Source organism: Bacillus sp. UNC69MF (assembly GCF_000746035.1).
Lineage (GTDB): Bacteria > Bacillota > Bacilli > Bacillales > Bacillaceae > Bacillus > Bacillus velezensis.
Window position 1 is genome coordinate 79521 of sequence record NZ_KN050798.1, and the last position, 20695, is coordinate 100215.

Consider the following 20695-nt stretch of genomic DNA (forward strand, 5'->3'; position numbering starts at 1 on the left):
AGGGCCTGTTTTTATGTTTAAAAACCGAATTGCAGATTCGTATCAACCGCAACGATCGTATATACACAGACAATGACGAACAGATTGAGAATGACACCGAGCAGTCCCGGGCCCGTCCGTCCTTTTTTAATAAACAGCTCAATGATGCCGAACGGCACGGCGGCCATCGCAAACGGCAGCATCTGATAAGAATAGAAAGTCACATTGCTGATGATTGCCACGTTCAAAAGCAGCAGCGACAAAATCGCGGTACCGACTGATATCCAGCCGAAAACATTATGCTCTTTAAAAATTCTTACCAATTCCATAATTCCACCTCACCGATGTTTGCTGCTTTTACTGTTTTGTTTTTCAGCAGACGTTCGATTTCTTTTGTCGGCCCCGTCACGACAGAGCCGTATACGTTCATTCCGTGATGTTCAACATAGTCGATTCGGCTGCCAAGATTCATGTCTTTGCGTTTCGATATTGCATGCGCCCATTTTTTATGGCGGGACATAAATTCAAGGGCATTGATAAATTGTTCACGGTCTGTCTGTCCTTGCGTTTCGAAAGAGGACACCATCTTGGAATCTTTCCCGGGAAATCCTAACGGCTCTGCATAAGGACTGTCTTTCAGATTTTTCTCCGTTTCGACCGCGTTCCATAAAAACTTCACATCGTATTTTTTAAAAGTCGAATATATTTGAGAAGAAGGATAGGCCCTGTCATAAGAAAGATAGACCTCCGCCACGCTTCCTTCAGGCAATTTTTTTAATGTCTGTCCGGCTTTTTCAATCGTGCGTTCCTTTAAACCGGAAGGATGGGCGAAATAATGCTTTGCCTGTGCCGCGTCTAGATCATAGTAGTTAACGGCAGGCGATTTGACCGTATCTAAAAACATTTCAATCCGTTCTCCGCCGACGGATTTCGTTTTTGTGCCGATCTGCTTTTGCAGCGGAAATTCCGTATTCATTCCAAACAGCTTCACCTGGCTTTTCAGTCCGGAGGTATCGACGAGGACGTTCGGCATTGTGGTCGCCACCGTCACTGCCGCGGTCTCCATTAATTGATTGCCGGTGCTTTCTTTTCCTCCCAGACCGTAATAGAGGTAGCTTCCTAATGTGCAAAGCGGCAAAATCATCAAAGTGGAGATGACGGCGAGAACTGAAATCCGCAAATACGATTTGCGTTTTCCGTATGATAAAATGGCCTTCTGTTTTTCCGGGCTGATGCCGACGTCCCATTCCCGGTCGTCCTGCATTTCGCTTTCAATCAACTCCTGATAGACTTCCAGCTTTTCCAGCTCTTCTTCAAAGGCGGCCATTTCCCGGTCGCTCATTTCTCCATTTTTGTATTGGTAAAAACGCTTTTTAAATTCTTCATTCATCATTAACACCTCTATTATAAAGTGCTTTCAGCCGCTGTCTGGCACGAAATAAAACACTTTTAAAATTAGCCTCTGAAATATTCATAATATGGGATGCTTCTTTGTAATTCAGTTCTTTTAAATAATACAGTGTTAAGGCCTCCCGATAATTGTCGGGAAGTTCGGACATATACCCTGTCAGCACTTCCTTGATTTCAATCTGATGAGCCGGGCTTTGAACAGCCGTCTGAAAAAGGCTCCCAATTAAGTCATCGGAAATGGTCACTTCCTTTTTATGTTTTCTGACATAATCTATAAACGCATTTCTCGCCACTTGAAAAAGCCATGGCTTTACTTTGCTGTGGTCGTAGGAGTGAATGTGTATGTATGCCCTCATAAAGGTTTCCTGCAGCAAATCTTCAGCGAGATGCTTGTCTTTTGTCATGGAGAGCAGGAACCGGTAAACATCATTCATATACATTTGGTAAATTTCATCGATCGTCACTGCCTTTTCTCCCCTCTATGTTATACACGCATAAGAAAGGTTTAAAGTTGCACGTTCCATGCAAACGGCTTAAATTCATTTTCACCTCATCAAACACCATTTCTCTATAGTACCCAAAATCCGTCATAAAAGATAGAGATCGGCGGAGGAAAAATATAATTATTAGTACCAGGTAATAAAAAATATTGTTATAATAGAGAGAGAGAACACTTTTGATCATTACAACAAAGGAAGTGCGTTATGTATAAGTTTTGTGCAAATGCCATCAAATGCATTCTATCCCTGCGCGGAGGAGTGAAAGTGTACAATAAAGAGAATCTTCCGTCTGATAAAGGATTCGTTATCGCGTGCACGCATGCGGGCTGGGTGGACGTCCTCACGCTCGGTGTCGGGATATTGCCCCATCAGATTCATTATATGGCGAAAAAAGAGCTGTTTCAGAAAAAGTGGATCGGACGTTTTTTGAAGAAGATTCACGCGTTCCCGGTTGACCGTGAAAATCCGGGCCCAAGCAGCATTAAAACGCCGATTAAGCTTCTGAAGGAAGGAAAGATTGTCGGGATTTTTCCGAGCGGTACGAGAACATCAGAAGACGTCCCGCTGAAAAGAGGGGCCGTGACCATCGCCCAAATGGGAAAAGCGCCGCTCGTTCCGGCCGCATATAAAGGGCCGTCTACGGGAAAAGCGCTGTTTAAAAAGGGAAAAATGCGGCTTATCATCGGCGAGCCGATTTTTTTGGAGGACTTTTCCGATCTTGCGCCGAAGGAGAGGCTTGCGGCCATGACAGAAGAGCTGAATGCCAGAATTAAAGAGCTTGAGAAAAAACTTGAACAACTGTAAATGAAAAAAAGCTTGCCGTCTGTATCAGACGCGCAAGCTTTTTTGTTATGCTTCTTTTTGTTCGGCGGTTTCCAGCAGTTCATCAAACGCCAGTTTTTTCACTTCGATATATGCGACGTGGTGGCCGTCAATTTCATTAATGATAAATTCACAGCCTTCTTCGATAATCGAGTCGTATTGTTCGACGTCGTATTTCTGGGTAAGGAACCAGCCGCCGATGGTGTCGACCTCGTCATTTTCCAAATGGATGCCGAGGAGTTCGTTCACTTGATCAATCAGGACCTTGCCGTCAAGCATGTAATGGCCGTCGCCGAGTTTGCGGATTTCGTTGATTTCATCGATATCAAATTCATCACGAATTTCCCCGACGATTTCTTCAATAATGTCTTCAACGGTGACAAGCCCCGCGGTTCCGCCGTATTCATCCGACAGAATCGCCATATGAACCCGTTCCTTCTGCATTTTTACAAGCAGATCGTGAATCGGTGCCGACTCAATCACATGGATGATCGGATTGACAAAATCGGTAATCGGCGAGTCGACTGATACTTCGCCGCTGATGCAGGCGGTCAGCACTTCTTTAATGTTAATAACGCCGATAATATTATCTTTGTCACCCTCTTCGACAGGGTACCGGGTATATTTTTCAATCTGAATGATGTCCATCATTTCAGAAATTTTGATATCATGCGGCAGACTGACGATTTCCGTACGCGGAATCATGATTTCTTTTGCAAGTCTGTCGTCAAATTCAAAGATTTTGTTCACGTATTTAAATTCAGACTGGTTGATTTCACCGCTTTTATAGCTTTCAGATAAAATGATGCGCAGCTCTTCTTCAGAGTGGGCAAGCTCATTTTCAGACACCGTCTCAAGACCGAACGCCTTCGTTAAAAGACGGGCGGAGTTGTTCAGAAGCCAGATAAACGGGAACATGATGCGGTAAAACCAAATGAGCGGTTTCGAAAACAGCATTGAAACGGCTTCCGCTTTCTGGATGGCGACTGTTTTCGGCGCCAACTCTCCCACGACCACGTGTAAGAATGTAATGATCGCATAGGCGAGAATAAATGAAATAATATGCGATAATGAGCTGGGTACGTTTATCTTTGTGAAAAGCGGATGAAGCAAGCGTTCAATCGTTGATTCGCCTAAGACACCAAGACCGATGGAAGTCAATGTTATGCCGAGCTGGCACGCCGATAAATACTCATCTAAATGCGTGGTCACTTTTTTGACACCGATTGCGGCTTTATTTCCTTCTGCTATAAGCTGGTCAACCCGTGAGCCTCTGATTCTGATTATCGCAAACTCAGATGCTACGAAAAATGCCGTCAGCGCGATTAAAACCGCGACTAAAATCAAATTCACAATGTCCAATTAGAACCTTCACTCCTTTTGGGAAGATGAAGGTAACACCTCCTGTTAGTAAGATAATGGTTTAACTTAACAGCAGCATAAATGATTGAAGCACTGCAAGCTTTTCAGGAGCCAGCCTTTTTTTCAGCTGGGCGCGCTCCTCTGGTTCAAGCTTTTCAAACCGATTCAAGATCACGGAGATGTTTTGATTCATGTGATCAATTTCCGATGCCAGATTTCCAATATCGTCAGGCAGGGCTGAAGAGGGAAACTGGTTCTCCAGTCGATCTTTTATATCAGACAGGGCCAATCGCTGCTTTTTACAAGCGACTATAAACTTTAACCGATTAAGTGCAAGTGTATCGTAGTAACGATAGTTCGAACAAGACCTGTCAGGCTTTAAAAGCCCGAGGTTTGTGTAGTAATCCACCGTGCGTTTCGTTACACCGGCAAGCTCTGCTAATTCACTGATGCGATAAGTCTCAGCCCCATCTAAATCCCTCCCCAACCATCACGTTATAGTTATGAGAATAGTTTAATATATGAAGGGGAGTTTGCACAAGTTTATTGTTTTCCGTCTTTCTCCTGAAACGGCGCGGCGGGCTGTCTGAAAAAGCGTTGACTGCGCCATGTAAATCTTTCATAATCATTGTAAATAGAGACGGAAGAAAAAGACAGAAGGGACAGATGACAGTGGCCGGTTTATCACGGGAAGTGACACAGAATCTGGAGAAAGGGTCATGGATACGCAAACTATTTGATGAAGGCGCTCGGCTGAAAAAAGAGTTCGGCGCCGATAAGGTGTTTGACTTTTCAATAGGAAATCCGGTTGCGGAGCCGCCTGAAACATTTAAAAAGGCGCTTTGCGAAGCGGCTGAAACAGGGCGGCACGGATACATACAAAACCAGGGGCTTCCGGAGGCGAGAGAAAAGGTTGCGCGCTTTTTGTCAGAGCGGTTTCAGACAGAAATTTCCGCCAGGCATACAGTCATGACGGTCGGAGCCGGCGGGGCGCTGAATGTCGCGCTGAAGAGCATTTTAAACCCGGAGGAAGAAGTCATCCTTCTTTCGCCTTATTTTGCGGAATATAAAGCGTATGTTGAAAATTACCGCGGCAGACCCGTCATCTGCCCGCTGACTGACTCATTTGAGATTGATATTGAAGCGGTTAAAGGTGCGATCACCCCCCGTACGAAAGGACTGATCGTTAATACGCCGCATAATCCGACGGGGACTGTGCTCAGCCAGAAAAACCTTAACGAATTGGGCGCCTTATTAAAAGAAGCCGAAGAGCGGAACGGCCAAAGCATATTTATTTTATTTGATGAACCGTACAGCCAGCTGATCTACGGAGAAGAGCAGGCGAATCCGTTTCAGGCGTATCACCGCGTGATTTTAGTCAGTTCGTTCAGTAAAGATCTCGGCATTGCGGGGGAAAGGCTCGGGTATATCGCGGCAGACGCCCAAATGCCTGAGGGCGATCTTCTGACGGATGCGTTCGTTTTCTGCAACCGGACGCTCGGCTTTGTGAACGCTCCGGTCATGATGCAGCGTGCCGTGGCGAAAATGGATGATCTTTCGATTGACGCTGAACCTTACAGAAAGCGGAGAGACCTTATGGTGGACATCCTCACAGAAGCCGGCTTCGAATTTGAAATGCCGAAAGGAGGCTTTTTCGTCTTTCCGAAATCACCGATTGAAGACGAGGTGGCGTTCTGCATGCATGCCGCACAGAAATACAAACTATTGATCGTACCCGGCAGCGGATTTGGAAAAAGCGGCTATTTCCGATTATCTTTCAGCGTGCCTTCAGAACAGATCAGACAGTCACGCGATATTTTCAAAGCACTGTATCAAGATTTTTCTTCATAGCTTCCAATACATAAAGATGGGAGAACGGACAAATGTCGAGGAGTAATAATGGCACGTCAGACATCAGCATTACAGGAATCGGAGTCTTAACCGCGGTCGGACAAGGCAAGGAGGCGTTTCTCGATGCGCTTATGGAGGGGCGGCACGCCTTTGATGTGATGAAACGGCCCGGCCGGCAGAAAGGCAGTTCGTTTATCGGCGCGGAGCTTAGCGAATTAACGCCGCCGGACGCGCTGTCGAAGCGCTTGTACCGAAGGGCCGCATTATCAGGAAAGACGGCGCTTATCGCTTTATATGAAGCGTGGCATGACGCTCAATTAGACGGCGCTGATCACAGCCGCACCGGTCTGATCATCGGCGGCTCGAATATGACGCAGCGCGAATTGCTGCAGGCCTTTGAGAAAAACGGTGAAACGCCGCAATTTGTAAATCCGACATACGGGCTTTCTTTTATGGATAGTGATTTGTCGGGGCTTTGTACGGAGCAATTCGGGATAAAAGGGCCGGCCTTTACGGTCGGCGGCGCGTCGGCAAGCGGCCAGGCGGCGGTTATTCAGGCTGCTCAAGGAATCAAAGGCGGCCTGTTTGACCGGTGCATCGTGATCGGGGCGCTGGCCGATCTGTCGTACATGGAGTGTCATGCTCTCCGTTCTTTGGGAGCGATGGGCACTGATACATACGCTGAACGGCCTGAAGCCGCCTGCCGCCCGTTTGACCGGCATACGGACGGGTTTATATTCGGAGAGGCGTGCGGGGCGATTGTGCTGGAACGCGCTGAATCTGCCGAACAGAGGGGCGCGCGTTCGTGGGCCGGCTTAAAGGGCTGGGGGATGGCTTCTGATGCGAACCGCAACCCGAATCCTTCAGCAGAGGGCGAAATGACGGTGATCCGCCAGGCGCTGGAGCGGGCCGGTCTTTCAGCAAAAGAGATCGATTACATTAACCCGCACGGCACCGGTTCGCCGATCGGTGATAAGACTGAATGCCGGGCGCTTTCTGAAAGCGGCCTGTCGCACGCGCGGATTAATGCGACAAAATCGATTACCGGACACGGTCTGAGTGCGGCCGGAACGGTGGAAATCATTGCTGCTCTCTTGCAAATGCGGGAAAACAAACTTCATCCGATCCGAAACTTAACGGAGCCGATTGACGATTCATTTCAGTGGGTGACCGACGGGCCGAGCGCCCATACCGTACACCATGCGTTAAGCTTAAGCATGGGATTCGGGGGGATTAATACGGCGCTTTGTTTAGAAAATCATTTCCAAAGCAGATAACGGCAGCCTTCTTTTTGAAGGCTGTTTTTTATATGATAAAAATCTGAAAATGATGAAAGAATGGAGTTGTGATACAATAAACTATACAAATGACAATCATGCTTTGACTTAGGAGGTGGCAGGATGGGGCCCTCTGTGTAGTCAATCACCCATTTCGTTCCTCTCGCTTAAGAAAAAACGATGAAATCAGGAGGTGACGTCCTTATCCTTTAATTCGGGATAAGGTGAAATGGACGATATTGACAGTTTGATTTTAATCGGTGTGCTCATTGCGTTAACGGCATTTTTCGTGGCGAGTGAATTTGCGATCGTCAGAGTGAGAAGATCCAGAATCGATCAGCTCATTTCAGAAGGGAACAGACGGGCGGTGCTCGCAAAGCGTATCATTACGGATCTTGATGAGTATTTATCCGCGTCGCAGCTTGGCATTACACTCACATCCATCGGGCTCGGCGTACTGGGAGAGCCTGCATTTGAGCGGATGCTTCATCCTGTGTTTCAGGGTATGGGGCTGCCGGATTCTGCTGAGCATGTGATTTCTTTTGCTGCGGCGTACGGGCTGATTACGTTTCTGCATGTCGTCGTCGGTGAGCTTGCGCCTAAAACGGTTGCGATTCAAAAAGCTGAAAAGCTGACGTTATGGATTGCCGGACCGCTTCGGTTATTTTACGTGTTCATGTTCCCGTTTATTTGGGTGCTGAACGGCTCCGCGAGAATTCTGACCGGTTTGGCCGGATTAAAGCCGGCATCTGAGCATGAAGGCTCCCACTCTGAAGAAGAGCTGCGGATCCTGCTGTCAGAAAGTTTAAAAAACGGAGAAATCAATCCGTCTGAATATACATTTGTGAATAAAATTTTTGATTTTGATAATCGGATCGCCAAGGAAATCATGATTCCGAGAAAAGAAATTGCGGCTGTCTCCACTGATATGGACGTTCCGGAAATGCTTGATATGATGCTGAAAGACAAATATACGCGCTGGCCCGTAACGGACGGGGACAAAGACAGTGTCATCGGCATGATCAATACGAAGCATCTCTTTTCAGATCTGCTGTTTATGACAGAAGATGAAAAAGCGGAAGTATCCATCACGTCTTACGTCCGCCCGGTGATTGAAGTCATCGAGACGATCCCGATACACGACCTGCTGATAAAAATGCAGAGAGAACGGATTCATTTGGCGATATTGTCTGATGAATACGGCGGAACGTCCGGTCTTGTGACGACCGAAGACATCCTTGAAGAAATCGTCGGCGATATCAGAGACGAATTTGATGAGGACGAACAGCCGCAGATTCAAAAGCTGTCCGAACGCCATTATGTGCTGGACGGAAAGGTTCGGATTGATCAGGTGAATTATCTTCTCGGCGCAGGGATTGAAGAGGAAGTCGACACGATCGGCGGTCTTGTGCTGAAACGGAATATTGACATCTGTGCGGGTGAGTCGATACAAATCGGGGGATACACTGCCCTCATATTAGAAATGGACGGCCGGTTTATTAAACAGCTTGAACTCAAAGAAGAACAGGGCCGCCCGGGCGGTCAGGGAACAATAAACCGCCAGCTGCCCGTGCCTGAAGCGGTCATGCTTCATAACGCAACCTTGAGCGAAAAATAAGCTCAAGGTTTTTTTAAATGGATATCATAACAAAGCCGCACCAGAACGCCAAAAGGCTTCCGGCTGCTGAAACAGCGATGTAGAGCAGGCTTTCCTTTATGCGATTGTTCATCATCAGCTGCACGGCTTCAATACTGAACGTGGAAAAGGTCGTAAACGCACCGAAAAAGCCCGTCGCGATGATGATGCCGGCAGAAGGATTATCCAGGCCCAGGCCGGTGAACATGCCGAGGCCGAAGGAGCCGAGCAGGTTGACCGCAGCCATGCCAAGCGGAATCGGAAAACCTTTTGTTCTTTCTGAAATTGTTTTACCCAGCAGAGAACGTAATATCGCTCCGATACCCGCTGCGATAAGCATCAGGACGATCGTCATGGCGTATCATGCCCCCTTCCCGCTGCGTGAAGGGCAATCCGCCGTCCCCAGAAAATGCCGGCACATGCAAGGGCAATGCCAGAGACTAATGTCGCGGCAGCATAACAAAAAGCCGCTGCGGGAGACGATTGCAGCAGAAAAATGGTTTCTTTTGCGAAGGTTGACATCGTCGTGAAACCTCCGCAAAAACCGGTTCCTAAAAAGGCGGTCAAAAGAGGGCGTTTAGCCCGAATGATGAATAAACCCGTAATAAGACCGAGTAAAAGGCTTCCCGCCGCGTTTTCGAGGAAAGTGGCCGCCGGGAAAGAACCGCTGGGAATGTGCGCGCTCATTTCAAAGCGGAGCAATGCGCCAAGCGCGCCTCCGATAAAAATTGCGATATATTGTTTCATATCAGCCATCCTTAGAAATAAAATCCGGAAAATCAGTTACAATGCCGTCAACTGCCATCATTTGCAGTTTTTCGGCCGTCTTTTGATTTCTGACCGTCCAGGCAAATACTTTCAGGCCGTGTCTGTGAGCGGTGGAAATCAAGAACCGATTCAGGCGGGTATATTTAATATTGACATAATTTACGGCTGATTTGTAGGCGGCCAGCTGGCTTTTGGAAAACATCCCGAAGCTGGGTCTTGCAATTATTGCAGTCGGAACGGACGGATACATGTCGTGAAAGGTCTGAATTGACTTGAGGCTGAATGATTGAACGATAGGGTGGATGGAAAAGGAAAACCTGCTTAACAGCTGGCCGACTGCTTTTTCAAGACCGACTTGAGAAACGTGCCCTTTCAGTTCAATTAAAAATCCGATTTCAGAATGATAACGCTTCAGAACCTCTTCGAGCAGGGGAATCCGCTCCCCTTTAAACTCAGCCCCATACCAGCTGCCGGCATCCAGAGACTGCAGCTTCTTCAGCGTAAAATCTTTTACAAAACCGGAGCCGTCCGTCGTCCGGTCGACTTTGTCATCATGGATGACGACAATCTGGCCGTCTTTTGTGAGCTGGACGTCAAGCTCAATGAAATCAGCGTTCATTTCGGCAGCGATATCAAATGCCGCAAATGTATTTTCGGGCGCGTAACCGGATGCGCCGCGATGAGCGATGGTATACAAGCTTGTCAGCTCCCCTCATGGGCATTTCTGTTATTATATCAGATTCGTATATGCACAGCGATTCAAACTGGTGAATGTGCGAAACAGTATTTTTTTGGAATAAAGATAGTGCTTTTTTCGGTTTACAATCCGCAGTGATGATTTATAATGGCAAAAAGGAGGCGAGATCATGGGAAAAGGGAGATTGAAAGTGGAAGAAAGAATTAAGGCCGAAACCGATGCTGAAATCCAAAAAGCGACTCTCCTGAAACAGACACAATCAAAGAAGAAATAGTGCCTGACCCTGTTGTATCTGGCTGAAAGATGAACGAATGTGTGAAAAACCCCGGCTGTGCTCTGATGCCGGGGTTTTTCAGGCTGCCTAAAGACATTAAAAGAAGCTGATGTCCGAATGTTTTAGTATAATAGATTTTCGACAAGACAAAGGAGCATATGCCATGATGACACAATTTCAGAGCTTTTTTACTCTTGACCATATTTTGCAGATCAGTATCAGCATCGGAATTTTAGCGGCTTTTCTCGTTTTGAGAAAACTGTTTGTCAAATACTTTTTTCAGCTCATTTACAAATTGGCGAACAAGCCGAAAACCGACATATTCAAACAGATTGCCGTAGCGTTTGACAAGCCGGCCAGATGGTTTTTCGTGGCGCTGGGTCTGTTTTTGGCGATTGAGTATTCGCCGTTTTTAGACGGGCAGATGGACATTGTCAAAAAATTGTACCGCTCTCTGATCGTTGCGCTGATCGCCTGGGGGCTTTGCAATCTGACATCGGCGTCTTCGTTTTTATTTCATAAAGTCAATCAGCGTTTTGAGCTTGATATGGATGACATTTTGGCGCCGTTTTTATCCAAGGTGCTGCGCTTTGTCATTCTCGCGCTCAGCGTCAGTGTGATCGCGCAGGAATTCAATTATGATGTAAACGGGTTCGTGGCCGGACTCGGACTTGGCGGATTGGCCTTCGCGCTTGCGGCTAAAGATACGATCAGCAATTTTTTCGGCGGCATTATCATCATTACGGAAAAGCCGTTTACGATCGGCGACTGGGTCGAGACGTCATCTGTGACGGGGGGCGTTGAAGATATCACATTCCGAAGCACAAGGTTCCGGACGGCGCAGGGGGCGCTTGTTACCGTGCCCAATTCAACGCTGTCCATGGAAGCCATCACAAACTGGACGAGGATGACGAAGCGCCAGGTCACGTTTTCCGTTCGTGTTTCTTATGCGACGCCGATTGATCGTTTAGAGCGGTGCATCACAAGGCTCAGAGAAATGCTTCGTGAACATGAAGGCGTGCATGATGATACGATTATGGTTAACTTTGACGTGTTTGCGGACAGCTATTATAATCTGTTTTTCAACTTTTACACAAAGACCATCGTCTGGGCGGAAAGCTTGGACGTGCGGCAGGATATCAACCGCCGGATTATTGATATTTTTGCTGAGGAAGGCGTGGAATTCGCCTATCCGGGCCAGAATGTATTCGTAAAACAGAAAAGCCACGATGATCCGGTTCATGTGAAGGATCATTCCGGAGAAAAAGAACGGGCATAACAGGCGCCGTTCTTTTTTCATGATATGATAAAAAGAAAAGGCGGTGGAAGAGTGGAAGCGTTTATGACATTGATCAATCAGGCGGAACGTATCGTGGTGCTGACGGGAGCGGGAATGAGCACGGAATCCGGCATTCCTGATTTTCGTTCGGCGGGCGGTATATGGACCGAAGACACCTCCAGAATGGAAGCGATGAGCAGGGAATCCTTTGAACGCCGTCCGCGTGAATTCTGGCCTAAATTCAAACAGCTCTTTCAGATGAAAATGAGCGGAAGTTATGAGCCGAATGCCGGCCATACGTATTTGGCGGATCTTGAAAAGCGGGGAAAGCAGGTAGACATTTTCACGCAGAATATTGACGGGCTGCATAAGAAAGCGGGAAGCAGCAGTGTCTATGAGCTTCACGGTTCAATTCAGACCGCCGCATGCCCCCGCTGCGGAGCGCGCTACGGGCTTTCTCATCTGCTGAAGGACGAAGTGCCGGAATGTACGGCGGAAATCGGTGATCATGCGGTATGCGGCACCGTATTAAAAACGGATGTCGTGCTGTTCGGCGATCTCGTTCAGCATTTTGAAACCCTTTATGAAAAGCTTGATAAAGCTGATCTTCTTCTTGTGATCGGCACTTCGCTTGAAGTGGCGCCGGCAAGGTTTGTCCCTGAGGATGCGGGCCGGATTCCCGGTTTGAAGCAGGTGATCATTAACCTTGAGCCGACATATTGCGACCATTTATTTGATCTTGTCATCCATGAGAAGATCGGTGAATTTGCAAAACGGATCAGCGCCGCGACATAAAAAAGCCGGATCATATACAGATCCGGCTTTTCTTATTCATGGACGGGAATCATTTGATCCGTCAAAACATCAAAGGAGTAGCCCTGGGCTTTCAGTTTTTGGATCAGGCTCGGCAAAGCGTGCACCGTCGCAGGCAGATCGTGCATTAAAATGACATGCGGCCTGCTCGTATGAACGCTTTCCAAATATGCGAGCTGATTCAATACTTCCGGCACGTACCGTGCGTTTTTGTACTTCCAGTCTTCACTGTCTATCGTCCAGTCCCAGTACACGAATCCGTCTTTTTCGAGATTCTTAATCTGGGCATCCGTCAATGACGGTTTACTGCCGTAAGGCGTGCGGACAAGATCCGTTTTTACTCCGGTGATTGCCTCGAGTGTATCGCGTCCCTGCTGCATTTCGTTCAGCGGTGATGTCGGTGTTTGATAAAACAGGTGATTATCGTGCGTCACGCCGTGCAGGCCGAGCGCGATTCCTTCCTGCTTCGCTCTTTGCACGGAATGCTTATAGGCTTTCATCCGCGGTTCAAGCATAAAAAAAGTGGCCTTTGCGCCATTTGCCTTCAATACATTCAACAGCTGTTCAGTATATGGAGACGGCCCGTCGTCGAAGGTTAAATATACCGTTTTTTTTCCTGGGTCACGCTCTCTCTGCAAATGTTTCATTAAGACGTCGGGAGAATCATTTTTCAGCCGCAGGCTTTCTGCTTCATCCCGAAGCTGCCCGTTTGCGGTCACGGTGACCTGTTTGTTTTTTGCGGCGGAAGCGGAATATCCCATTATGACGATTACCAGAAGCAGTCCGCACAAAACTGCTAAACTCGTAAGTTTAAAAGCCAATGAAAACAGAGAAGGGGAAGCACCTTCTTTTGTGTTGCGCATAACAATCTCTCCAGTAGCATAAGTTTCTGCATAATGCCGATAACAGCGGAGGCTTGCGAAGTGCCATAAGTTAACAGCATATGTATGTCGAATCAAGTATACAGGAACAAAACTGGAAAAGACATAGAAAAGATGTCGAATAATAAGATTTTAAGAAAAAAATAAACTCCGCAGCCGGCTCGTTCAGTATGATAGAATAGTTGACAATAACAGCTGAGAATGCACATCACGGCAGATAACGATGAGGAGGGTTTACATGAAGACATTAGTAAACGGCCAGTTGATTGATCGTGAAGAAGCGGCAGTTGATATTGAGGACCGCGGATATCAATTCGGTGACGGTGTGTATGAGGTCATCAGAGTGTATAACGGTGCCTTATTCGGTCTGCGTGAGCATATCGTCCGTCTTTTCAGAAGCGCCGCAGAAATCGGCATCACCCTGCCGTTCTCCGCAGAGGACATAGAATGGGATCTGCAAAAGCTTGTACAGGAAAACAAACTCATTGACGGCGGGGTCTATATACAGACGACGAGAGGGAAGGCGCCGCGCAAGCACCAGTATGACGAAGGTTTGGAACCGCAGACGACTGCATACACCTTTTCAGTGAAAAAACCGGAAAATGAACAAAAAGCCGGAGCGCAGGCCATAACGGCGGAAGACAAACGCTGGCTGAGGTGTGACATTAAGAGTCTGAATTTACTGTATAATGTGATGATTAAACAAAAAGCCTATGAAGCAGGCGCTTATGAAGCGGTGCTGATAAGGGACGGAGCGGTCACGGAAGGAACCTCTTCCAATGTATACGCCGTCATAAACGGCACTGTCCGGACGCATCCTGCAAATGAGCTGATTTTAAACGGCATTACGCGGATGAAACTGTTAGAGCTGATGAAAGAAAACGGGATTGAGGTGCGGGAGAAGGCTCTTACCGAAGACGAACTCAGGGATGCGGATGAAATTTTCATCTCGTCAACGACGGCTGAATTAATCCCTATCGTAACCCTTGACGGGAAACCGGTCGGAAGCGGAGCGCCGGGACCTGTAGCCAAAACGATTCAGGAGGCTTTTCAGTCGCACATTCAGCAGGAGCTCGGCGTTCAGTCATAAGCTGAAAAAAGGCCGGAACACATCCGGCCTTTTTGCTTCAGTCAGATAAAAAGAGATTCGATATGCTGCACGAGCACACGGGAGATCTTCTCTTTTGAAAGACGCTCAGGTTCAAGCATGGCATGCAGCGCCAATCCGTCGGCGATGGCGTACATTTTCTCCGCTTCGATCTCTTTATCAAGATTCGGTTTCAGAAGCTTATTTTCATCCAGCCAGTCAATCAGACCGCGGATATATGCTAAGATCCCGTCCTGCTGGGGTTGAAACTCTTCTCCCTTATGTCTGGCATAAGCTGTGAAAGCGAACCATACCTCCATTTCAGCCATCGTTTCTTCATCTGTCGGGATGATTTCAAGCATCAGACGCACCGCTTTTTCTTTCGGCGGCAGATCTTTCATGGCAACTTCGTTAATTCTGGCGGCCGCTTTTTCTTTTACGAGTGTCATCGCATACCCTAAAAGCTCATCCTGGGTGGTGAAATAGTGCCTCAGCGCGCCTAAAGAAAGACCCGCTTCCTGGGCGATGTTTCTCACTGTCGCTCCTTCCATTCCCCGCTCCAAAATCGTCCGCCAAGTGGCTTCGGCTATTTGTTTTCTTCTTTTTTCATGATCGATTATTTTAGGCATGGTTCCAGTGTAACAGGAAATATTTTTTCTTGCAATTTTGTAATACAGTTGTATTAAATAAAAAGCAGTGATACAATGCATTTTAGAAAACGATAAGGGGGAACCGGATTGAACGCGATTGCTTGGTTGATTGTCATTTGTGAGGCTGCTTTTTGGGCGGCTGTCATCTTTGGATTGGCGGCGCGCTATATATTCAGGCGGCAAAAGCTCGGAATGTTTTTTTTCGCTCTCATTCCTTTATTGGATGCCGTACTGTTTCTGGCGGCCGCAGCTGATTTATACAGAGGGGCGGCGGCGACTATGGCGCATGCGGTGGCGGCCATTTATATCGGAGTGTCTGTCGCCTTCGGGAAAAGCATGATTCAATGGGCGGATGAGCGGTTCCGCTATTATGTGGTCAAGGAAGGGGCAAGACCGGTCAAGCGGTACGGGCTGGATTATGCCAAACATTATGCAAAAGGGTGGGGGAGACATGTATTAGCGTTTGCCATCGGCGGCGTTCTTTTAGCCGGAACGGTATTTCTCATTCAGGACGCTTCCCGCACCGAAGCTCTCAGCAAGCTGTTAAAGGGCTGGTCTGTCGTATTATGCATCGATTTTTTGATCATGGCGAGTTTTTTTGTGATGCCGAAAAAAAGAAGAAACAGCCGGGAGCTGTAAAAAAAGCAGCTTTTGATTAAGCTGCTTTACAGAAAGAATTATTTTACGATCAGCACGGGAATATCGGATTTCGATGACAGTTTTTCACTGACGCTTCCGAATAAAAGTTTTTTCAGCCTGTTCTGGTCCCGGCTCCCCATGACGATCAAATCCGCCGATATACGGTCGGCATGCTCGATAATGGCATCAGCGGGATCACCTTCTAAAATGTCGATATCCCCGTCAATCTGGCTTTCGTTCATCAGCATTCTCGCTTCCGCAACGATTTCTTCCGTACGGTCTTCATAAATCATCGGATCAGGGGAGATTCTTTCCGCCTGGAGCGGGTCAGGAACGCTTGCAATCCCGCCGCCGATATACGTTGCCCCGGCTCCCGGCCTCGGGGGATCAACAATCGTCTGGGTATCTTTTGCATTGTGGGAATGTACGACCGTTAAATCCGCGTGAAATGTTTTTGAAAGGTCTATGGCTTTTTGGAGCGCTTTTTTACTATCATCACTTCCGTCAAAAGCTGCTATCAACCGGTCCGCGTGAAACATCGGCCTCATCCTTTCAGTAAAAAAGGTTTGTTTTACAATACCCGAATGGCAGAAATGTAAAACCTGCATTGACAAAAAAAGGATTTGTTTATATGATGAAGGAACAATATAGGGAAAAAGGAGGTATGGATCATGTCAAAACTAAAGCTTGTCAACTCATCTTCAGCTGAATACCGGCGTGACTCCCATACAGCTTCCGTTTTCTGAACATTTGCTTAAAAACGGGGCAGTCGCGCATAAACGGCGGGTCTGTACCTTATTTATAATAATAAGAGGCATGGAGCTGAGGCTTCATGTCTTTTTTTATACAAAAAAATGAAAGAAAGACAGGTGTGATGCATGTGGCGGTATTAGCGAAAACAATGAAAAACAATCCGGAAAAGCTTGAGGGCGGCTGATTGATGAAAGGGGATGACGGTATTTGTTTACTGTATTAAAAAAGCTCGCGTGGTTTTTTAAAGCCTATTGGCTGCGCTATACGACAGCGATTGTTCTGTTATTGATTGTGAATGTCATTGAAATGTTTCCGCCTAAACTTCTCGGTAACGCGATAGACGATATGAAGGCGGGCGTGTTTACAAAAAGCGGGATGCTGTTTTACATATGTGTTTTTCTCGCATTAACGGCAGCCGTCTATTTACTGTCTTATTTTTGGATGTATCAGCTTTTCGGCGGGGCGAATGTCATGGAGAAGATTCTCCGTTCAAAGCTGATGGGAAGGCTTCTTCAAATGTCACCGCCGTTTTACGAGAAATACAGAACGGGCGATTTAATGGCGCGGGGGACAAATGACTTGCAGGCCGTCAGTATGACGACGGGCTTTGGGGTCTTAACGCTCGTTGATTCAACGATGTATATGCTGACGATATTTTTGACAATGGGGCTTCTCATCAGCTGGAAGCTGACATTTGCCGCGATTATTCCGCTGCCGATAATGGCGGCTGCGGTCAGCCTGTACGGAAAAAAGATCCATGAGCGGTTTACGGAAGCGCAGGATGCTTTCGGATCATTAAATGACAAGGTGCTGGAGTCGGTATCCGGCGTCCGGGTCATCCGGGCTTTCGTACAGGAAAAAAATGATGTCAGCCGGTTCGGTGATATGACGGCGGATGTATATGAGAAAAACATGAAGGTGGCGTTTATCGATTCACTTTTTGAACCGACTGTAAAACTTCTCGTCGGCCTCAGCTATCTCATCGGTCTCGGCTACGGCGCTTATCTCGTTTTTCAAAACCGGCTGACGCTGGGAGAGCTGGTATCGTTTAACGTGTACCTCGGAATGATGATCTGGCCGATGTTTGCGATCGGAGAATTAATCAATATCATGCAGCGCGGAAATGCCTCCTTGGATCGTGTCAATGAGACGCTTTCCTATGAGCCAGACGTGACAGGACCCAAGCACCCCGCCGGCATCAAGGAGCCCGGGCGTCTTGTTTTTGAACAAGTGACTTTCACGTATCCGAGCGGAGCGGGACCGGCGGTTTCTGATGTATCTTTTTCCGTAGAAAAAGGGCAGACGCTCGGCATCGTCGGGAAGACGGGAAGCGGAAAGACGACGATCATTAAGCAGCTGTTGCGTGAATATCCGCCCGGTGCGGGAGCAATCACGTTTACAGGCGTTCCGATTCAGGAGATTCCGCTTGAGGAGCTCCGCGGGTGGATCGGCTATGTGCCGCAGGATCATATTTTATTTTCGAAGACTGTAAAAGAGAATCTGCTTTACGGCCGGCAGGATGCAAACGAAGAGGAAATCGGCAGCGCGCTGAAAGATGCGCATTTTGAAAACGATATCGGCATGCTTTCCGACGGGCTTGAGACGCTTGTCGGCGAGAAGGGCGTAGCGCTCTCTGGCGGACAAAAGCAGCGCATCTCAATTGCGAGAGCGCTTTTGACCGATCCTGACATTCTCATATTAGATGATTCGCTATCTGCCGTAGACGCGAAAACGGAAGCCGCCATCATTGACAGCATCCGTAAAAAACGCCGGCATAAAACAACGATTATCACCACCCACCGGCTCTCGGCAGTTGAACACGCAGATCTCATTCTCGTCATGGATGAAGGCCGGGTGTCTGAAAGAGGCACGCACCGGGAGCTATTGGCGCAGAACGGCTGGTATCGAAAACAATATGAGAGGCAGCAGCTGTCCTCTCTTGAAGAAGGGGGGACGGGCGCATGAAGACCGGGAGAAGATTATGGAATTACGCGCTTCAATATAAGAAGCTGCTGATATGGGCGGTCGTCCTGCTCATTATTGCGGTCGGCACTGAGCTGACCGGCCCGTTTATCGGAAAAAAAATGATTGACGACCACATTCTCGGCATTGAAAAAACATGGGTTAAAGCCTCTGCGGACGATCCGGGCGCCGTCAGGTTCCGGGGGCATGATTATGTGAGGGAGGACCGGCTCAAACCGGGGACGGACAAAACCGGAGAGGCGCACATTTATCAAGTCGGTGCGGGCTACTATTTTGTTGACCGTCCCGTCAGTTTTGACGGAAACCGTTCGGTGTCTGACGGCCGGCTGACAATATCAAACGGTAAAGAAAGCAGGTCATATCCCGCCATTACGTTATCAAGACAGGAGATTTTTCAATTTTACCGTCCCGAAATAAAAGGATTGCTGACGCTGACCGCCATTTACGCGGGACTGCTCATGTTTTCCGTATGTTTTCATTACGGCCAGCATTATCTGCTGCAGATGGGAGCGAACCGGATCATACAGCGCATGAGGCAGGATGTATTTTCACACATTCAGAAAATGCCGATCCGCTACTTTGATAATCTGCCTGCCGGAAAAGTCGTGGCCCGCATTACGAATGACACAGAAGCGGTCAGGGATTTATATGTAACGGTGCTGTCGACATTTATCACAAGCGGCGTTTATATGCTCGGCATTTTTACGGCGCTGTTTATGCTTGACGTCAGGCTGGCCGCCGTTTGCCTGCTGATTATTCCGATTTTAATGATCTGGTCGGTTGTGTACCGCAAATACGCATCCGTCTTCAACCAAAAAATCCGTTCCATTAACAGTAACATCAATGCGAAAATGAACGAATCCATTCAAGGAATGCCGATTATTCAGGCGTTCCGCCGCGAAAAGGAAACGATGAAGGAATTTGAAGAATTGAATGAAGCTCATTTTCGCTACAAAAACAAAATGCTGTCCTTAAATTCCCTCATGTCCCACAGTCTTGTCAATGTGTTGCGCAATCTGGCGTTTGTCGGGCTGATATGGTATTTCGGAGGCGCGAGTCTGAGTGTGGCCGGAATTGTTTCGATCGGCGTTTTATACGCGTTTGTTGATTATTTAAACCGTTTGTTCCAGCCGGTTACGGGGATTGTCAACCAATTTTCGAAGCTTGAATTGGCCCGTGTCTCTGCCGCCAGAGTATTCGAGCTTTTACAGGAGGAGGAAACAGAAGAAGAAGGCGCTCCCGCAGACAGAAAGGCTGAAGGAACTGTGGAATTCCGCGATGTTTCTTTTGGATATCGAAAGGGAGAAGAGGTGCTGAAACACATCAGCTTTACAGCTGAAAAAGGGGAGACGGTCGCCCTCGTCGGCCATACAGGGTCCGGCAAAAGCTCCATCCTGAATCTTCTGTTCCGTTTTTATGATGCCCAAAAAGGAGATATCCTGCTGGATAATAAAAGCATATACGGCATGTCGAGGCAGGAGCTGAGGTCGCATATGGGCATTGTGCTGCAAGACCCGTATCTTTTCTCGGGCACGATCGGCTCCAATGTGACACTCGATGATCAGCGTATTTCTTTGGAGCAGGCGGAAGAAGCGCTTCGCCAAGTCGGCGCCGCAAGTCTTCTGCAATCCCTGCCTAAGGGCATCAGAGAGCCCGTTACCGAAAAAGGCGGCACACTGTCCTCAGGCCAGCGTCAGCTGATTTCTTTTGCAAGAGCGCTTGTGTTCGATCCGGCCATATTAATTTTGGATGAGGCGACGGCGCACATTGACACCGAAACAGAAGCAGTCATTCAAAAAGCGCTGCAAGTCGTTCAAGAAGGGCGCACGACATTTATTATCGCCCATCGGCTTTCCACGATCAGACACGCAGACCAGATTCTCGTGCTGGAAAAGGGCCGCATTATTGAAAAGGGAAGCCATGACGAATTAATGGCGCAAAAGGGGCAGTACCACCAAATGTATGAATTGCAGAAAGGAACGGCGAAGTCCGCGGTGTAATCGGAAAGGGTGAATCTAAAGATTCGCCCTTTTT

General features: G+C 47.8%; 22 protein-coding genes. 11 read left to right on the forward strand and 11 right to left on the reverse strand.

The genetic code is table 11. The features are described from left to right. Positions 1 to 17: 17 nt before the first annotated feature. Genes BR62_RS0112585 through sigM form a run of 3 tightly spaced genes read right to left on the reverse strand, consistent with a single transcriptional unit; the run spans position 18 to position 1853 of the window. Positions 18 to 308: an anti-sigma-M factor gene (locus BR62_RS0112585; RefSeq protein WP_003155315.1), complete on the reverse strand. Its 291-nt coding sequence runs from the start codon at positions 306 to 308 to the stop codon at positions 18 to 20. Further along, positions 296 to 1369, reverse strand: coding sequence for an anti-sigma factor (locus tag BR62_RS0112590; protein ID WP_032866193.1), 1074 nt, complete (start codon positions 1367 to 1369; stop codon positions 296 to 298). Before BR62_RS0112590 ends, BR62_RS0112585 begins: the two co-directional genes overlap by 13 nt. After that, the gene (gene sigM, locus BR62_RS0112595) at positions 1362 to 1853 is read right to left on the reverse strand and encodes an RNA polymerase sigma factor SigM (protein ID WP_003155312.1); all 492 of its coding nucleotides are present in this window, start codon (positions 1851 to 1853) and stop codon (positions 1362 to 1364) included. Before sigM ends, BR62_RS0112590 begins: the two co-directional genes overlap by 8 nt. A 240-nt stretch (positions 1854 to 2093) precedes the next feature. On the opposite strand from sigM, the gene BR62_RS0112600 reads away from it, so the two are divergent. Then, positions 2094 to 2693 (forward strand): lysophospholipid acyltransferase family protein, encoded by a 600-nt coding sequence (locus BR62_RS0112600; RefSeq protein WP_007409265.1) that lies wholly within the window; start codon positions 2094 to 2096, stop codon positions 2691 to 2693. A gap of 45 nt (positions 2694 to 2738) precedes the next feature. Here the strand turns inward: BR62_RS0112600 and BR62_RS0112605 are convergent, their stop codons facing one another. After that, complete coding sequence (locus tag BR62_RS0112605; RefSeq protein WP_007409264.1) at positions 2739 to 4073, reverse strand: hemolysin family protein; 1335 nt, start codon at positions 4071 to 4073, stop codon at positions 2739 to 2741. Between the two features lie 61 nt (positions 4074 to 4134). Further along, positions 4135 to 4560: a MerR family transcriptional regulator gene (locus BR62_RS0112610; RefSeq protein WP_007409263.1), complete on the reverse strand. Its 426-nt coding sequence runs from the start codon at positions 4558 to 4560 to the stop codon at positions 4135 to 4137. 179 nt (positions 4561 to 4739) lie between these two features. Here BR62_RS0112610 and BR62_RS0112615 point away from each other — a divergent pair, with 179 nt between their 5' ends. The 3 genes from BR62_RS0112615 to BR62_RS0112625 all read left to right on the forward strand — a co-directional run bounded on the left by BR62_RS0112615 (position 4740) and on the right by BR62_RS0112625 (position 8819). Beyond that, positions 4740 to 5924, forward strand: coding sequence for a pyridoxal phosphate-dependent aminotransferase (locus BR62_RS0112615; RefSeq protein ID WP_015417125.1), 1185 nt, complete (start codon positions 4740 to 4742; stop codon positions 5922 to 5924). A 32-nt stretch (positions 5925 to 5956) separates the two neighbouring features. After that, the gene (locus tag BR62_RS0112620) at positions 5957 to 7201 is read left to right on the forward strand and encodes a beta-ketoacyl synthase N-terminal-like domain-containing protein (protein WP_020955571.1); all 1245 of its coding nucleotides are present in this window, start codon (positions 5957 to 5959) and stop codon (positions 7199 to 7201) included. 229 nt (positions 7202 to 7430) lie between these two features. Continuing rightward, positions 7431 to 8819: a hemolysin family protein gene (locus tag BR62_RS0112625; RefSeq protein WP_032871080.1), complete on the forward strand. Its 1389-nt coding sequence runs from the start codon at positions 7431 to 7433 to the stop codon at positions 8817 to 8819. Between the two features lie 13 nt (positions 8820 to 8832). On the opposite strand, the gene crcB is transcribed toward BR62_RS0112625, so the two are convergent. The 3 genes from crcB to BR62_RS0112640 are packed head-to-tail and all read right to left on the reverse strand — an operon-like array spanning position 8833 to position 10302. Beyond that, positions 8833 to 9192: a fluoride efflux transporter CrcB gene (crcB, locus tag BR62_RS0112630; RefSeq protein WP_007409259.1), complete on the reverse strand. Its 360-nt coding sequence runs from the start codon at positions 9190 to 9192 to the stop codon at positions 8833 to 8835. Next, positions 9189 to 9584, reverse strand: coding sequence for a fluoride efflux transporter FluC (locus BR62_RS0112635; protein WP_032871083.1), 396 nt, complete (start codon positions 9582 to 9584; stop codon positions 9189 to 9191). The genes crcB and BR62_RS0112635 overlap by 4 nt, the downstream gene beginning before the upstream one ends. Position 9585: 1 nt before the next feature. Continuing rightward, positions 9586 to 10302 carry a glycerophosphodiester phosphodiesterase gene (locus BR62_RS0112640; RefSeq protein ID WP_007409257.1) on the reverse strand — a complete coding sequence of 239 codons (717 nt, stop codon included), beginning with the start codon at positions 10300 to 10302 and terminating at the stop codon, positions 9586 to 9588. A gap of 169 nt (positions 10303 to 10471) precedes the next feature. On the opposite strand from BR62_RS0112640, the gene BR62_RS19580 reads away from it, so the two are divergent. The 3 genes from BR62_RS19580 (at position 10472) to BR62_RS0112650 (ending at position 12650) form a co-directional block, all read left to right on the forward strand. Next, positions 10472 to 10576: a YhdX family protein gene (locus tag BR62_RS19580; RefSeq protein ID WP_003155299.1), complete on the forward strand. Its 105-nt coding sequence runs from the start codon at positions 10472 to 10474 to the stop codon at positions 10574 to 10576. A gap of 163 nt (positions 10577 to 10739) precedes the next feature. After that, positions 10740 to 11855, forward strand: a complete 1116-nt coding sequence (locus BR62_RS0112645) for a mechanosensitive ion channel family protein (RefSeq protein WP_007409256.1) — start codon at positions 10740 to 10742, stop codon at positions 11853 to 11855. Between the two features lie 63 nt (positions 11856 to 11918). After that, entirely contained in the window at positions 11919 to 12650 is a 732-nt protein-coding gene (locus BR62_RS0112650; RefSeq protein WP_369878810.1) for an NAD-dependent protein deacylase, read from the forward strand. Positions 12651 to 12682: 32 nt separating this feature from the next. On the opposite strand, the gene BR62_RS0112655 is transcribed toward BR62_RS0112650, so the two are convergent. Beyond that, positions 12683 to 13531: a polysaccharide deacetylase family protein gene (locus tag BR62_RS0112655; protein ID WP_020955576.1), complete on the reverse strand. Its 849-nt coding sequence runs from the start codon at positions 13529 to 13531 to the stop codon at positions 12683 to 12685. Between the two features lie 256 nt (positions 13532 to 13787). Between BR62_RS0112655 and dat the strand changes: the two genes are divergently transcribed. Beyond that, positions 13788 to 14639, forward strand: coding sequence for a D-amino-acid transaminase (gene dat / locus BR62_RS0112660; protein ID WP_014417308.1), 852 nt, complete (start codon positions 13788 to 13790; stop codon positions 14637 to 14639). A gap of 41 nt (positions 14640 to 14680) precedes the next feature. Here dat and BR62_RS0112665 read toward each other — a convergent pair whose 3' ends face one another. Beyond that, positions 14681 to 15265 carry a TetR/AcrR family transcriptional regulator gene (locus BR62_RS0112665; RefSeq protein WP_012117186.1) on the reverse strand — a complete coding sequence of 195 codons (585 nt, stop codon included), beginning with the start codon at positions 15263 to 15265 and terminating at the stop codon, positions 14681 to 14683. Positions 15266 to 15373: 108 nt separating this feature from the next. On the opposite strand from BR62_RS0112665, the gene BR62_RS0112670 reads away from it, so the two are divergent. Beyond that, a complete protein-coding gene (locus BR62_RS0112670; RefSeq protein ID WP_032871085.1) occupies positions 15374 to 15925 on the forward strand; it encodes a hypothetical protein in 552 nt (183 codons plus the stop codon). A 38-nt stretch (positions 15926 to 15963) separates the two neighbouring features. Here BR62_RS0112670 and BR62_RS0112675 read toward each other — a convergent pair whose 3' ends face one another. After that, a complete protein-coding gene (locus BR62_RS0112675) occupies positions 15964 to 16464 on the reverse strand; it encodes a universal stress protein (RefSeq protein WP_015417134.1) in 501 nt (166 codons plus the stop codon). Between the two features lie 421 nt (positions 16465 to 16885). On the opposite strand from BR62_RS0112675, the gene BR62_RS0112680 reads away from it, so the two are divergent. Both BR62_RS0112680 and BR62_RS0112685 read left to right on the forward strand, forming a co-directional pair. Beyond that, a complete protein-coding gene (locus BR62_RS0112680) occupies positions 16886 to 18643 on the forward strand; it encodes a multidrug ABC transporter ATP-binding protein BmrC (RefSeq protein ID WP_007409248.1) in 1758 nt (585 codons plus the stop codon). Beyond that, positions 18640 to 20661: a multidrug resistance ABC transporter ATP-binding protein/permease BmrD gene (locus tag BR62_RS0112685; RefSeq protein ID WP_032871087.1), complete on the forward strand. Its 2022-nt coding sequence runs from the start codon at positions 18640 to 18642 to the stop codon at positions 20659 to 20661. The genes BR62_RS0112680 and BR62_RS0112685 overlap by 4 nt, the downstream gene beginning before the upstream one ends. Positions 20662 to 20695 lie beyond the last annotated feature (34 nt).

What these genes read in the sequence shown, in the direction of transcription:
- BR62_RS0112650 (WP_369878810.1), top strand. Translation starts at nt 11,919, where the DNA reads ATGACATTGATCAATCAGGCGGAACGTATCGTGGTGCTGACGGGAGCG.
- BR62_RS0112665 (WP_012117186.1), bottom strand. Translation starts at nt 15,265, where the DNA reads ATGCCTAAAATAATCGATCATGAAAAAAGAAGAAAACAAATAGCCGAA.
- BR62_RS0112600 (WP_007409265.1), top strand. Translation starts at nt 2,094, where the DNA reads ATGTATAAGTTTTGTGCAAATGCCATCAAATGCATTCTATCCCTGCGC.
- BR62_RS19580 (WP_003155299.1), top strand. Translation starts at nt 10,472, where the DNA reads ATGGGAAAAGGGAGATTGAAAGTGGAAGAAAGAATTAAGGCCGAAACC.
- BR62_RS0112685 (WP_032871087.1), top strand. Translation starts at nt 18,640, where the DNA reads ATGAAGACCGGGAGAAGATTATGGAATTACGCGCTTCAATATAAGAAG.
- BR62_RS0112620 (WP_020955571.1), top strand. Translation starts at nt 5,957, where the DNA reads ATGTCGAGGAGTAATAATGGCACGTCAGACATCAGCATTACAGGAATC.
- BR62_RS0112585 (WP_003155315.1), bottom strand. Translation starts at nt 308, where the DNA reads ATGGAATTGGTAAGAATTTTTAAAGAGCATAATGTTTTCGGCTGGATA.
- BR62_RS0112625 (WP_032871080.1), top strand. Translation starts at nt 7,431, where the DNA reads ATGGACGATATTGACAGTTTGATTTTAATCGGTGTGCTCATTGCGTTA.
- BR62_RS0112645 (WP_007409256.1), top strand. Translation starts at nt 10,740, where the DNA reads ATGATGACACAATTTCAGAGCTTTTTTACTCTTGACCATATTTTGCAG.
- crcB (WP_007409259.1), bottom strand. Translation starts at nt 9,192, where the DNA reads ATGACGATCGTCCTGATGCTTATCGCAGCGGGTATCGGAGCGATATTA.
- BR62_RS0112675 (WP_015417134.1), bottom strand. Translation starts at nt 16,464, where the DNA reads ATGTTTCACGCGGACCGGTTGATAGCAGCTTTTGACGGAAGTGATGAT.
- BR62_RS0112590 (WP_032866193.1), bottom strand. Translation starts at nt 1,369, where the DNA reads ATGAATGAAGAATTTAAAAAGCGTTTTTACCAATACAAAAATGGAGAA.
- BR62_RS0112635 (WP_032871083.1), bottom strand. Translation starts at nt 9,584, where the DNA reads ATGAAACAATATATCGCAATTTTTATCGGAGGCGCGCTTGGCGCATTG.
- dat (WP_014417308.1), top strand. Translation starts at nt 13,788, where the DNA reads ATGAAGACATTAGTAAACGGCCAGTTGATTGATCGTGAAGAAGCGGCA.
- BR62_RS0112655 (WP_020955576.1), bottom strand. Translation starts at nt 13,531, where the DNA reads ATGCGCAACACAAAAGAAGGTGCTTCCCCTTCTCTGTTTTCATTGGCT.
- BR62_RS0112615 (WP_015417125.1), top strand. Translation starts at nt 4,740, where the DNA reads ATGACAGTGGCCGGTTTATCACGGGAAGTGACACAGAATCTGGAGAAA.